The organism is Thalassospira sp. HF15, assembly GCF_011806525.1.
Classification (GTDB): Bacteria; Pseudomonadota; Alphaproteobacteria; order Rhodospirillales; family Thalassospiraceae; genus Thalassospira.
On the sequence record NZ_JAAVKI010000006.1, the window covers coordinates 100,302 to 113,309 of the forward strand.

At 55.2% G+C, this 13,008-nt stretch carries 10 protein-coding genes; 2 read left to right on the plus strand and 8 right to left on the minus strand.

What is annotated here, in order from left to right; translation table 11 throughout:
* Positions 1-27: 27 nt before the first annotated feature.
* The gene (locus HED22_RS14515) at positions 28-2,538 is read right to left on the minus strand and encodes a CoA transferase (RefSeq protein ID WP_167723489.1); all 2,511 of its coding nucleotides are present in this window, start codon (positions 2,536-2,538) and stop codon (positions 28-30) included.
* A 51-nt stretch (positions 2,539-2,589) separates the two neighbouring features.
* Entirely contained in the window at positions 2,590-4,257 is a 1,668-nt protein-coding gene (locus tag HED22_RS14520) for a GMC family oxidoreductase (protein ID WP_167723491.1), read from the minus strand.
* 215 nt (positions 4,258-4,472) lie between these two features.
* Between HED22_RS14520 and HED22_RS14525 the strand changes: the two genes are divergently transcribed.
* Positions 4,473-5,384 (plus strand): LysR family transcriptional regulator, encoded by a 912-nt coding sequence (locus tag HED22_RS14525; protein ID WP_167723493.1) that lies wholly within the window; start codon positions 4,473-4,475, stop codon positions 5,382-5,384.
* Positions 5,385-5,668: 284 nt separating this feature from the next.
* Here the strand turns inward: HED22_RS14525 and HED22_RS14530 are convergent, their stop codons facing one another.
* The 6 genes from HED22_RS14530 to HED22_RS14555 all read right to left on the minus strand — a co-directional run bounded on the left by HED22_RS14530 (position 5,669) and on the right by HED22_RS14555 (position 11,546).
* On the minus strand, positions 5,669-6,505 hold the full coding sequence (locus tag HED22_RS14530) for a carbohydrate ABC transporter permease (RefSeq protein ID WP_167723494.1): 837 nt from the start codon (positions 6,503-6,505) through the stop codon (positions 5,669-5,671).
* An 8-nt stretch (positions 6,506-6,513) separates the two neighbouring features.
* Positions 6,514-7,407 (minus strand): carbohydrate ABC transporter permease, encoded by an 894-nt coding sequence (locus HED22_RS14535; RefSeq protein ID WP_167723497.1) that lies wholly within the window; start codon positions 7,405-7,407, stop codon positions 6,514-6,516.
* Between the two features lie 110 nt (positions 7,408-7,517).
* Positions 7,518-8,783: an ABC transporter substrate-binding protein gene (locus HED22_RS14540; protein WP_167723499.1), complete on the minus strand. Its 1,266-nt coding sequence runs from the start codon at positions 8,781-8,783 to the stop codon at positions 7,518-7,520.
* A gap of 16 nt (positions 8,784-8,799) precedes the next feature.
* Complete coding sequence (locus HED22_RS14545; protein WP_167723501.1) at positions 8,800-9,924, minus strand: ABC transporter ATP-binding protein; 1,125 nt, start codon at positions 9,922-9,924, stop codon at positions 8,800-8,802.
* The gene (locus HED22_RS14550) at positions 9,921-10,706 is read right to left on the minus strand and encodes a DeoR/GlpR family DNA-binding transcription regulator (protein WP_167723503.1); all 786 of its coding nucleotides are present in this window, start codon (positions 10,704-10,706) and stop codon (positions 9,921-9,923) included. The genes HED22_RS14545 and HED22_RS14550 overlap by 4 nt, the downstream gene beginning before the upstream one ends.
* 255 nt (positions 10,707-10,961) lie before the next feature.
* Entirely contained in the window at positions 10,962-11,546 is a 585-nt protein-coding gene (locus HED22_RS14555; protein WP_167723505.1) for a TIGR00730 family Rossman fold protein, read from the minus strand.
* 361 nt (positions 11,547-11,907) lie between these two features.
* On the opposite strand from HED22_RS14555, the gene HED22_RS14560 reads away from it, so the two are divergent.
* Entirely contained in the window at positions 11,908-12,888 is a 981-nt protein-coding gene (locus HED22_RS14560) for a hypothetical protein (protein ID WP_167723508.1), read from the plus strand.
* The last annotated feature ends 120 nt before the right edge of the window (positions 12,889-13,008 follow it).

Sequence of the window (13,008 nt, forward strand, 5' to 3'; positions counted from 1 at the left end):
TCAGATGCCCGCGCGGAGCACGACCTGTTAGCTTGGAATATATTCCTCGCTCCAAGACTCACTGAGTTGGCCTGATTTAAGCATCGCCTCAATTGCCTGATCGGCATAGCCCAGTTCCTTCAGAATTGTGCGCGTCGAGGTACCGAACTTTTCCGAGGGTGCAAGGGCGACTACTTTTGAGCGTGTCGTGCGCACGGCATAGGGGTCAAGCTGGATGACCTCATGCCCGCTGGGATGATCGGGATAGACCGAGAAGGAATAGCTTCCCCGATCAGTACCCGGTGTGCCATCCGCTTCACGTGTGTTTTCAGCGCGCAACGCATCAATGTTATCGCATATCGCGGCACCAATATCGGCCGCATGCAGACGTTCAACCCACTCGTTTGCGGTCGTGGTCTGGAATGCTGTTGCAAGATAGACCGCGCGTTCTTCCGGCGGAACATCGGGCAGATCCTCAAGCCCTTCGACCGCGCGGAAACGTGGAAGATCGTCTTCATAGGCGCTCAGCAACACATAGGTGCCCGATGCCGTGCTGTAGAAGCGATTAAGATCATCATTGCCGTTGGTTTCCGGGCCGGACGGCTCGTCAAACAGTCCGCGTCCCCGGTAATCATAGGCAAACGGTATCTGCAAAAGGCCGCTATTGGCGGTCAGTGACGTCCGGCCACGCCCGATCCGGCCAAACCGGTATTTCTGATACAGGGCTGCGGCAACTGCCAATGCACCGCCAAAGCCGCACATGACATCAATCGTCCCGACATGGGCATGTTCTTCGGGGCGGTCCATGGCGCCGCCAAATCGCAACATAATGCCCGTGGCGGCCTGCACCAGATCGTCATAGCCGATATAGTCGGTTCGCACACCACGGTTAACGCCACTGAAACAATCAAGTTTGCAGAAAATGGCGTTGGGGTTGAGTTTGCGCAGGTTTTCCGCATCAAGCCCCATCCGCTTGATCTGGCTGTCTGGTGCGTTCCAGATGATGACATCAACCGATTTCACCAGATCTTCGAACACCTTGCGCCCGTGTTCGGACTTGATGTCGGCCAGGATCGACTTTTTGCCGCGCATCTGTGACAGGCCGTAAATGACAGTATTCCAGCTGTCATAAAGCGGCACGGACGGGTCGAGCTTGATGACCTCGGCACCAAACCGTGCGAGGTAGCAGGCCGAATGCGGCCCGGCAATGACATTGCAAAGATCAAGGATCTTGACCCCGGAAAGCCAGCCTTCCTGCTCAATCGCGTCCTCCGGGTCGGGAATCTCGGTCCGATGTTTCTTGAGGATTTTAAGCGCCTCGTTGAAATCTACCCAGCGGCGCGGTTGGGGTTTAAGGGCCTCTTCACCGCTTTCTTCCATCCAGACAACCGGGCCGGGTGTGGTCATTTCGCCATATTCCGGATCCCATGTATCGATCATCAGGCCGGATCCTTCGGCATATTCGTCATGGATCCATTCCTGCAGCCAGCGTTGCGGCGCGCCCGGAATGCCGCCACGGCCAAACATCTTTTTCCATTCATGCGATGTCCGGGTCATGAAGACTTCCTTCATGCGCGCGGCAATCCTGTCAGCCCATTCCTTGGGCATCGGATAGACGCCAAGGGATGTTTCTGACTCCCATTCGCTTTGTGGCTTATAGGTGTCGTCTTCCGATGTCAGGCCTTCCTCGACCAGCTCATCATAGATCCCCAGAACTTCGAGGCAGCGCTTGGCGTGATGTTTGTGGCTTGGACATACCACATAGAACATTCGGCCATCCTTGCACATGTAGCTTCGGAAAAATGGATCAAGAAGTTCCTGCAATTCTTCGTAGCTGACATTCATCGGCAGACCTTCGATACGTCTGCGTTCGATCTCAAGCTCGCGCTGGGTCAGATAACGTCTGGGAATGTCCGATATCTTGATCGAGTTATAGCAAAGCCCCTCCATGATGGCGGCGGCAAGCGGTACCTCTATCTGATCGCCAAGGCCAGTCAGTTGGCGTGATTGCAATGCCAGAACGACGGACGATGCCGCAATTTGCGACGCATAGGCCGAGGAAAGCGGCAAGGGTGAAAAGGACGGATTCAGCCCCATCAGAACCCGGTTCAACCCCATATCGGTGAACACGCCGGAGCTGGCGGCGACGATGCTTTCAAAGGCACGTTGTTCGCGGCGCTCCGCGTCGTTCGATGCAAATCCGGGGATCGAAAGTGTAATCAGTTCCGGGCGCTCTTTGCGCATTTCTGCGAAGTCAAAGCCAAGCTTGGCAAATTTTCCCGGACGGAAGTTTTCGATGATGATGTCGGCTTCCGCACAGAGTGCGTGCGCCTGTTCCCGGCCTTTTTCTGTTTTAAGGTCGAGATTGATGATCATCTTGTTGCGATTAAGCGTCGCATTTGCCGGACTGTCCCACATCGGCCCGCCGGGGGGATCAATATGAATAACCGTCGCGCCAAGATCGCCAAGCAACATCGCAACAGCGGGGCCGGCAATATATTGACCGAAATCGATAACCTTGACGCCAGTCAGAGGGAGTTGGGAAAACCGGGTGTACATTTTTCCTCCGGGGTCTGCATGTATTTTGGAGCAGGGAGACGCAGATCGCGATTACTGGCCAGACAGGATCCAGCCAGCGGCTTTTTCCGCAATCATCAGGGTCGGGGAATTGGTGTTGCCGCTGGTGATTTCCGGCATCACAGACGCATCGACAACGCGAAGTCCGCTTACGCCCTTAAGGCGAAGATGCGGGTCGAGCACGGCTGATACATCGTCCGCATGCCCCATTTTAACCGTCCCGACGGGGTGGAAGATCGTTGTGGCGATGTCGCCTGCCAGTTTGGCAAGTTCTTCATCGCTTTGATATTGCACGCCGGGCTTGAATTCATCGGGCTGATACTTGGCCATGGCCGGTTTTGACATGATGTCACGGACCTGGCGCAGGCTATCGGCAGCGACTTTACGGTCTTCGTCGGTATCAAGGTAATTGGGCGCGATTTGCGGCGCGTCGCGGAAGTCGCCGGACTTGATGTTAATCGTGCCGCGGCTGGTCGGGTTCAGGTTGCAGACCGAAACCGTGACCGCCGGAAAATCATGAAGATCCCCGCCAAACGCCTCAAGGCTGAGGGGTTGAACGTGATATTCAAGATTTGAATATTGCCGCGACGGATCGGACTTCGTGAAGGCCCCCAACTGGCTTGGTGCCATGCTCATCGGGCCAGAACGGTTCAGCAGATACTCAAGGCCAATCTTCGCCTTGCCAACCAAGCTGTTGGCAAGCGTGTTGAGCGTTTTGGCGCCCTGTACCTTATAGACAGCACGGATTTGCAAGTGATCTTGCAAGTTCTGTCCGACACCCGGTGCGTCCAGCACAACATCAATGCCATGCTGTTTCAGGAGATCTGCTGGGCCGACGCCGGAAATCTGCAAAATGTGGGGCGAGTTGACCGCACCGGCACACAGAAGTGTTTCCTTGCGCGCCGTGACCGTTTGCGAGGTGCCCGCCCGGTTGATGACCGCACCGGTACAGATCTTTTGGCCGTTTGCATCGGTCCCAAAGGTCAGTTTTTCGACCTGTGATTCGGTCCAGACCGTCAGGTTGCTGCGCGATTTGACCGGGCGAATGAAGGCCTTTGACGTGTTCCAGCGCCATCCGGACTTTTGATTGACTTCAAAATAGCCGATGCCGCTATTGTCACCGTCATTGAAATCATCGGTTGGTTCAATGCCGTTTTCACCCGCAGCCTTGATGAAGCTATCAAGTACGTCCCAGCGCAGCCGTTGCTTTTCAACACGCCATTCACCACCACTGCCGTGAATGTCGGAAAATGGTTTTCCATTGCTTGTCTGTGCGGTCGCACCGCCATCAAGCTTGTAGTGGTTTTCATGGCGCTTGAAATCGGTCAGCGAGTTCTGCCAGTTCCAGGCATCCTCACCAGTCAGCTTTGCCCAATTATCATAATCGCGGGCCTGACCACGCATATAGATCATGCCGTTGATGGATGAACACCCGCCAAGCGCCTTGCCGCGGGGATACCGTAAAACACGGCCATTCAGGCCCTTGTCGGGTTCGGTTTCATACATCCAGTCGGTGCGCGGATTGCCAATGCAATACAGATAGCCCACCGGAATATGGATCCATGGGTAATTGTCGGCCTTGCCCGCTTCAAGCAGAAGCACATTGTTGTTGGGATCCGCACTTAGCCGGTTTGCAAGCAGACTGCCTGCTGTACCAGCCCCGATCACGATATAATCGAACGTTGGAATGGTTGCGGTCATTACAATGTGCCTCCCTCTCGTCGCCTTTTATCGGTCGGGCTGTTCGCACAAATAAGCCGTCAAACACAGAGTTCGAAACGGCTGTTCTGATGGTCGCCAGACCTGTTTGGTATCAAATGGTTCTCAGCCAATTTAGATACCGAACGTTGATTAAGACGCGAAGCAATGCAGAAATCTAATGACAAAATGCGAATAGCAATATTAGTGTTTTTTATATGACCCGGTTTTCGAACATCAACATGCTGTTGGCTTTTGTCACCGTCGCGCGCGAAGGCAGTGTTTCGCGCGCCGCGTCGGTGCTTAATCTGACGCAACCTGCCATCAGTCATCAGATCAAACGCCTTGGCGAGGAAACCGGGATTACCCTGTTCAAGCGCACGGCAACAGGTTTGCAGATCACAGCCGATGGCCAGGCCATGCTGACCAAGGCCGAGCAGGTAATTGACGCCATGGACGAATTTCGGCGCAGCGCGCGTCAACGTGCCGGGCGTGTCAGCGGCAAACTCAGAATTGGCACGATCGTGGACCCGGAATTCATCCGCCTTGGCCGCATGTTAAGCCAGTTGCGCACCGACTACCCCGATATTGAGACCGAACTGGCCCACGGTGTGAGCGGTGACATGTTGGCAGGCGTACTGCGCAATCAGATTGATGCCGGGTTTTATCTGAGCGGCCCGGACGTTGCCGGTGATATTGCCGCCGAGACATCGGAAGCCATTCACGCCATAAAGCTTGCCGATTTCAATTATCGGGTGATTGCCCCGGTCGGCTGGGAAAGCCGGGTCGAGAACGCCGATTGGGCGTCATTGTTAAAATTGCCGTGGATTGGCACGACACCGGCATCGGTTCATTCCCGGCTGCTCAAACGCATTTTTGATGAGTTCGAATGCACGCAAAACTCGGTCGCCCTGGTGGATCAGGAAGCATCCATGCTTGAAATGGTCCGATCTGGTGTGGGCTTGAGTTTGTGTCGTGACTCCGTTGCCTTGCATGAAAAGCAAACCTTTGGTCTTGCCGTTTGTAATTCGGTTTCCATCCCCGCCTGTCTCAGTCTGATCACAACCGAGCGACGCCGGGAAACACCAACAATAGCGGCCCTTTTCGAAGTGCTGGATGCAACATGGTAAAGCGTCTCTTTCACATCCCTAGAGCAGTTTCCGTTTAGATCGAAGCGTTTTGTTCGTGTTTGGCGAGTTGTTTGGCAAGGCACAGCGCGCAAGGGCGATGCGGGGCATCGTTCAAGCGGTGTAACGCCGCAAAACATCGCCAAACCGAACCCTGCGGGCCGGGACATTCTTCTGCCCCGCAGCGTCAAGGATCTTGACCGTAGCACCGCTACGCTCGGTGATCCTCTCCTTGCAGGAAAGAAGAATGCCTCCGGTAAAACGTTTCGATCTAAACGGAAACTGCTCTAGCGGATACCGGCGCGCAAAAATGCCTGAATAAACTGGCGCTGGAAGATCAGGAACGCCATTAAAAGTGGCGCGATGGTCATGATGGTTGCGGCACTGATGACTGAAATATCGACCCCGGTTTCAGGTGCACCAAAAAGTGACAAACCAACGGTTAGCGGCCGAGTATCGGGCGAGTTGGTGACAATCAATGGCCACAGGAAATTGTTCCAGTGCGTGGCAATCGACACCAGCGCATAGGCCAGATAAACCGGCTTGGCGGCAGGCATATAGACCTTCCACAGAACGCCCATCCAACTGCACCCTTCGATCCGCGCTGCTTCTTCGAGCTCAATGGGCACGGATTTGAATGCCTGCCTGAGTAGGAAAATGCCAAACGCACTGGCCATATAAGGCAGGCCAATGCCAAGGGCGGTGTCAAACAGGCCAAGTTTGGAAATGATGGCGTAGTTTTCAACAATCAGCACTTCGGGCAGGATGAAAAGCTGCAACAGCACTAGGATAAAGAGAGTGTCGCGCCCCTTGAATTCAAACCGGGCAAAAGCAAACCCGGCAAGGGTACAGAGCACCAGTTGCCCGGCCAGGATGAGAGTCACCAGAATCACGGTATTGGCAAAATACCCGCCCCACGGTACCGCCCCCCAGACATAGGTGAAATTCTCAAACGTCAGCGGGCTGGAAAAATCCAGACCAAGGGCGGTGCCCGATGGCTGCAACGCCGCCCAAGCGGCAAACAGCAAAGGTGAAATCCAGACAATCGCCAGAACCCATGCGCCAAGTGTATCAAGCACCTTGTCAAAATCGGGCAGGGTGCGTTTGTTTGAGACGGCAGTCATCGCATTATTCATCGGTAGTGGGTCCATTTTTCAACCAGTCGGAACTGCGCGACAGCAACAAGGCCAAGCACCAGAAGGACAAGAATGGTCATGGCAGCGGCATGCGGGCTGTCGAAATAGGCAAATGCCATTTCCCAAATCCAGTACAGGATCAGTTTGGAGGCATTGTTTGGACCGCCCTTGGTCAGGATGAACAAATGATCGATCAGCTTGACCGAATTGATCATCGCGTTAACAAAGACAAAGATCGTGGTCGGCATCAAAAGCGGCAACAACACGCGCCGCGTATAGGTCCAACGACCGGCCCCCTCAATCCGGGCGGCTTCGCGCAGATCTGGCGGGATGGTCTGAAGGGCTGCGAGGTAAAAGATCATGAAGAACCCGGCCTCTTTCCAGATCGTCACGATGATGACGGACGCCAGTGCGGTTTCGGGCTGCCCCAGCCAGTTGGTCGGTGAGGCCCCGAAAAAGCCGGTAATCTGATCAATCACGCCAAGGTCCGGGGTGTAGAAAAACAGCCACAGATTGGCCGCGGCAATCATCGGCAGGATGGTCGGCGTGAAATAGGCGCTGCGAACAAACGACCGGGCCGGGATATGCGCATTGGCCCAAAGCGCCATGATCAGCGCAAAGATGATCGAAACCGGGATGGTGACACCGGCGTAAATCAGGTTGTTGGTCGCCACCGTCCAGAAGGTCGGATCCGCAAACAGGTCGCCATAATTTTCAAACCCGGCAAAGATCGACGGGCGGCGCGATGTGCCACGGGTAAACAGGCTGTGCCAGAAGGTCGCGATGGCCGGGTAAAAGGCAAACAAACTCATCAGCGCCAATGCCGGTGCCGCCAGCATCCAGCCATAAAGCGCTAACCTGCGTTGTTGAAGTCGGGCCATTTCGTTCATGGTCGGCACGTCCTGCAAAGAAATTAATTAATCAAATTAATGGGTCCTGACCCTAAACAAAGGTGCCGAAGCGGGGATGTATCCCGCTTCGGCGTGCAGATCGGGCAGTCTTACTGGAAGGCCCGCAGAAGACGCTTGGCTTCGGCCTGGGCATCGCCAAGGGCTTCTTTTGGTGTTTTTTCACCGGTCAGGGCTGCCTGAATGGCGTTGTTCAAACCTTCGCGGACGCGTGCTGTGTCATAGGTCGAGAACTCGGCAACCGAAACTTCAAGCTGATCACGGGCGACAAGTGCCGGCGGGAAGTCTGCCGCGTATGATTTCAGCGCATCGGTTTCATAAGCCGCCGGGGTAACGCCGACATAACCGGTCGCGATTGACCATTCTGCGGCACGTTCCGGTGCCGTCATGTATTTAATCAGCGCCAGCGATGCTTCTTTCTGTTCGTCAGTGGAATCCTTGAACAGATAGAAGTTGCCGCCACCGGTCGGTGAGCCCGGCTGTTTGTGTTTGGGCAGCATGGCAACGCCAAAATCAAATTTGGCTTCGCGTTTAACCGCCGACAGGTTGCCGGTCGAATGCCACATCATTGCGGTCTGGCCCTGCACAAAGGCCTGACGGAGCGTGCCCCATTCAATGGTGCCTTCGGGCATGATTTTTTCTTCGGTCGCCATGTCGCGCCAGAATTCAAGCGCTTCGACAACGGCGGGATCATCGAAATACGTCTCGGTGCCATCACCGCTCATTAGTTCCTTACCATTCTGGATGGTAAAGCACTGGAACATCCAGTACGGATAGCCGGTGGATGGCACCATCAGGCCCCATTTGCCGTCTTTCGAAAGCGCCTTGCCGGTGGAGACAAGTTCTTCCCAGGTTTGCGGCGGCATTTCCGGATCAAGGCCAGCTTCGCGGAACATGTCCTTGTTGTAGTACATGACGATGGTCGAACGCTGGAACGGGATGCCCCAGGTTTTGCCATCAACATCGCCATTGGCCATCAGCGCCGGGTAGAAGCTGTTGAGCCATTCCTTGTCTTCTGCAGTTTTGACAACGTCATCAAACGGGACAATCAGGTCCTGTTCGATCAGATCGTAAACGTCGATCGAGAACATGACCGAAAGCTGTGCCGGATCGCCGCTTTTGATGGCGGACACAGCGCGCAGACGGGTATCGTCATAGTTGCCAGCATAGATGGCATTGACTTTGACATCCGGGTTTTCGGCTTCAAACCCGTCGATCATGCCGTCAATGACCTCGGTCAGCGGGCCGCCAACAGCGACGGGATAGTACATGGTCAGTTCGGTGGCAGCAAAGGCAGGGGTGGCTGCCGTTGCCATCAGTCCGGCTGCAAGCGCAGCACTGGTTACGATGTTACGCATGAACAAAAATTCCCTGTTAAAGTATCGAAGTTGCAGTGTCAGGTTGAGAGGTGATCTTGGTATCTTGCGCTGGTGTGGACGGCCCTGTCGGAGTCAGACGATGACCATCTTCGCCATCAAACCAGTGGGCCGCAGCGCCGGCCCAACTGAGCGAGACTTCCGTCCCGGGCGAAATTTCAACGCGACCGGGCAGGCGGGCGGTGGCCCCATCGGTGCCCGGGATCGCAACAAATACAAATGTCTCCGCACCAAGAAATTCATTGCCCGTGACCGTGGCGGGAATGCCCCATGGCTGATCTTTATGCTCGGTCGAAAGAATCAAATCTTCAGGACGGATGCCAAAGGTCAGGATGTTGGTATTAACCCCGTCTGGGATGACCGATGCGGGCAGGGCGTTTGCCGGGATCAGGGTCATGGGCGGGCTTCCGACAAAACCGGCGGCAAAGGCGGTGGCGGGTTTTAGGTAAAGGTCTGCCGGGTTGCCGATCTGTTCGATCCGACCATCCTTCATCAGAATAACGATGTCGGCCATGCTCATGGCTTCGGTCTGATCGTGGGTGACATAAACAACCGTGATGCCAAGGCGCTGTTGTAGGTCGCGGATATCCTTGCGCACGGCATGGCGCAGCTTGGCATCCAGGTTTGAAAGTGGCTCGTCCATCAGGCACAGCGGATGGCCGGCAACAATCGCGCGTGCCAGTGCGACCCGTTGGCGTTGCCCCCCCGAAAGCTGGGCGGGTTTGCGATCCTCGTATCCTTCGAGGCCGGTAACACGCAGGGCATCATCAAGACGGGTTTTGATCTCGTCCTTTTTGGTTTTGCGCACCTTAAGGCCAAAGACGATGTTTTCAGCGACACTCAGGTGCGGGAACAGGGCATAGGATTGAAACACCATCGACAGGCCGCGCTTGGATGGCGGCGCGCTGGTGACATCCTTGCCGTCAATTTCAATGGTGCCGTGATCCGCTGTTTCCAGACCTGCAATCAAACGCAAGGTCGTCGATTTTCCGCATCCCGACGGGCCGAGCAGGACGACAAAACTGCCACGCGGAATTTCAAGCGACAGGTCATGCACGCCATTGCCGCCGTTAAACACGCGCGACACGGAATTGATGCGAATAAAGGGAGGCTGGCTAGTCATTCGTAACCTTCGCTTTTGGCAATTTGCAGGCGCGCGCGAACGTTCTCGCGGTTAAATAACGGATCGAAAACACCACCGGGCACGCCATCGACCACGATCAAGTCGGGGTCGGTGATATGACCGCCCTTGGCGGGGGCCGGACGGCCGAATTTCGATTGATCGGCAACAAGGATGGAATTGCGGCAATTGGCGGCAATCGCCTGACGCAGCAACACTTCTCGATGGTCAAAATCGGTCAGGGTTCCATCGGGCTCGATGCCGCCGACGCCAAACAGGCCGTAATCGACCTTGTATTTGTTAAACATCATTTCGGCTTCGGGGCTGATGACGTCGCGATCAGGCAGGCGCAACGTGCCGCCGGGAATGACAATCCGGTTGCCGGTATTGTTACCCAGCGCCATGGCGGCATTCATGTTGTTGGTAATCACGGTCAAATGGCGATGATCGACAAGATTGAGCGCCACAAGTTCAAGGGTGCTGCCAATCCCGATCAGGATCGATGCCCCGTCGGGGATCAGGCTTGCGACATGCAGGGATATGGCATGCTTGGCGGCGATATTGGTGACCTGACGGCTGTCATAGGACAGGTTCATGCCAGGCTCGCCAGCATATTCAACCCCGCCATGGCGACGGCGCACCAGATTGGCGTCGCTCAGCATATTGACGTCCCGGCGCACGGTTTGCGGGGTAACGTCAAAATGCTCGGCCAGCTTGTCGATTGAGACAAAGCTGTCACGGCGCAGGATATCGATAATGTCGCGTTGTCGCGCAGATATATTCATATGATCGTTCAATTTGTTGTTTTGAACATGAAAACGATCATAGGAGGCTTCGTTGTCACTACGGTTTCAGGTAAGTGACATTCGTGTGAATGTTCCCAAGGATGTGAATGGTTTGGGAAACTGCGGGTTTTCCGGGAATGTGCGAACAAACGTCGTAGAAAAATTCGTTAAGGCTATGACGGGGCTTCAACAAAAAAACGCCGCCCAATGTGTAAGGACGGCGTCTTGATGTTTGATTATCGCGTTGTGTGTCGATCAGAACAGCTTTTCGCGCGGATCGAATTTCGGGGCCGGTTCGGCGGCAAGCTGTTCGAAAACTTCATCAAGCGTATTGGCAACCGTATAGAGGTTCTTGTGGCTTGGCCGGGCAAAGCCTTCGTCGATGATGGCGTCAATCATGTCGAAGCACTTGTCCCAGTAGCCAAGCGCGTTGAGGAACACCATCGGCTTGTCGTGAATGCCAAGCTGGCGCAGTGTCATCGCCTCGAACGCTTCGTCGAGGCTGCCAAGACCGCCAGCAAGGGTGACAAACGCATCGGAGCGTTTAAACATCTCGACCTTGCGTTCGTGCATGGATTTGCAAACGATCAGTTCGGAAAGCCCGGTATGGCCGACCTCGATATCATCAAGATGGGCCGGAATGATGCCAACAACCGTTCCGCCATTTTGCATGACGCCATCTGCAACAGCCCCCATCAGACCGATGCGTCCCCCGCCATAGACCAGCGTGATGTCGCGTTCGGCCATCATTTTGCCAAAGGCGATGGCGTTTTCCATGTGTTGCGGGTTCTTGCCATCCGAAGCACCGCAAAAGACACAGATTGATTTTACTTTTGTCATGGCGACCTGCCTTTTGTTTCTTGTTTCGCAGGTAGCGGGACAGCGCATCTGACGCGCAAGGTCCCGTACGGAAAGCGACCATAACCGATCAGATCGTTCTTGTGGCAGTAATTTCCGCATAGCAGCATCTGAAATAACCGTTTGAGTGCCAAAGCGATATCACCGTGCCATGATTTGATCGCCTTTGGCCGCAATATTGCCAATCAGCTGTGGCAGGTATCGGCAAGCTTTGTCTACCCGCAGAGCGCGCGCCTTTTTGGCGCAGGGTTAACAAGTTCTGAACCTGATTGTGGGATGGGTAAATCTCACAGCAGGAAACTGCACCCAAGGGAACCATAAGAAGAAGGCAGGACCGCCCAACGTGTTTGTCGACAGTCCATTTATTCTCGCCATCGTGATATCGGGCATCATCGCCGCTGTTTTGATGCTGGCCTTGTGGCTGGGGTTGGAACGCTCAGCCGCGCGTCGCCTTGTTTTGGGTGCGGTCATTCCGGCCGTTGCCGTGGCGGTGCCTGCGGCCATCGGGCTGCCTGAAACCGCGCGTGGGGGTGTTGGCGCCGCACTTTTGATGCTGGTGCTGGGCGGCGTTTGCGGCGCAATCATGGATTTTTCCAGACTGTCCGAACGCGTGTCCTTGGGCGTCGCCGGGATGATTTTACTGCTTGGTGCCTGGCTGGTTCTTGCCGCCCCGATCAGTGGCCTGTCCTATCATCCCGCTGTGATCCAGATTGTTGCGTGGTTGGTATTCCTGAGTGTCGGGGGCTGCTTCCTGTGGGTGACCCGCCCGGATTTCTCCGAAGATGACGCTGAAAGCACCAAGCCTACCAAGGGCAGAAAGGCCAAGGGTAGCAAGACAAAGACAACCAAGGCCTCGGCAGCGGATGCTGCGATTGATGCTGAAAACTTTGCCAAGCCCGGGCCGGTTGCAGTTCTGATGACACTGTCATTGGGGCAGGGGATCATCGTTTATCTGTTTGGTTTGACCGATTATGTTGTCTTGCAGGCCGCGTTGACGGTGGCACTGATTGTTGCCCTGATTTCGGAAAAGGCAGCCCCGCAATATCGTGTGGCGGTCTGGCTTGGCGTTGTTGGGGCCCTGATGGCGGGGGCGGCCAGTGCGATGATCATGGTTCCGGCTTCCTGCCTGGCATTTGCGGTATTGCTGCTGGTGGTGTCTGGTCGTCAGGCTTCCGTCAGATTGGCCGCGCATTTGCCCGATGACAATCCCGCACAGGCGGTCCTTTTGGGCAGTGTCGTAAAGGTCGGTGTTCTGGCCTTGCCGCTGATCATGGCGGCCTTGGTTGCCTATGTCGGTGCCGAAATGGCTGCCAAAGCACTTTGAGGCAAAGGTTGACTTGGGGCGAGTGGACTGATTCTCTTCATCTTTGCCTAACGGTTGCGCTGTATCGTTTATTCGTTACGTTATGGAAACTGCGCACTGAAAGTAGTACAAGTTTCTAAT

Excerpts from the sequence above, each read along its gene's own strand:
- HED22_RS14555 (WP_167723505.1), bottom strand. The coding sequence starts at position 11,546 with ATGACAAAAGTAAAATCAATCTGTGTCTTTTGCGGTGCTTCGGATGGC.
- HED22_RS14545 (WP_167723501.1), bottom strand. The coding sequence starts at position 9,924 with ATGACTAGCCAGCCTCCCTTTATTCGCATCAATTCCGTGTCGCGCGTG.
- HED22_RS14525 (WP_167723493.1), top strand. The coding sequence starts at position 4,473 with ATGACCCGGTTTTCGAACATCAACATGCTGTTGGCTTTTGTCACCGTC.
- HED22_RS14515 (WP_167723489.1), bottom strand. The coding sequence starts at position 2,538 with ATGTACACCCGGTTTTCCCAACTCCCTCTGACTGGCGTCAAGGTTATC.
- HED22_RS14535 (WP_167723497.1), bottom strand. The coding sequence starts at position 7,407 with ATGAACGAAATGGCCCGACTTCAACAACGCAGGTTAGCGCTTTATGGC.
- HED22_RS14530 (WP_167723494.1), bottom strand. The coding sequence starts at position 6,505 with ATGACTGCCGTCTCAAACAAACGCACCCTGCCCGATTTTGACAAGGTG.
- HED22_RS14520 (WP_167723491.1), bottom strand. The coding sequence starts at position 4,257 with ATGACCGCAACCATTCCAACGTTCGATTATATCGTGATCGGGGCTGGT.
- HED22_RS14540 (WP_167723499.1), bottom strand. The coding sequence starts at position 8,783 with ATGCGTAACATCGTAACCAGTGCTGCGCTTGCAGCCGGACTGATGGCA.
- HED22_RS14550 (WP_167723503.1), bottom strand. The coding sequence starts at position 10,706 with ATGAATATATCTGCGCGACAACGCGACATTATCGATATCCTGCGCCGT.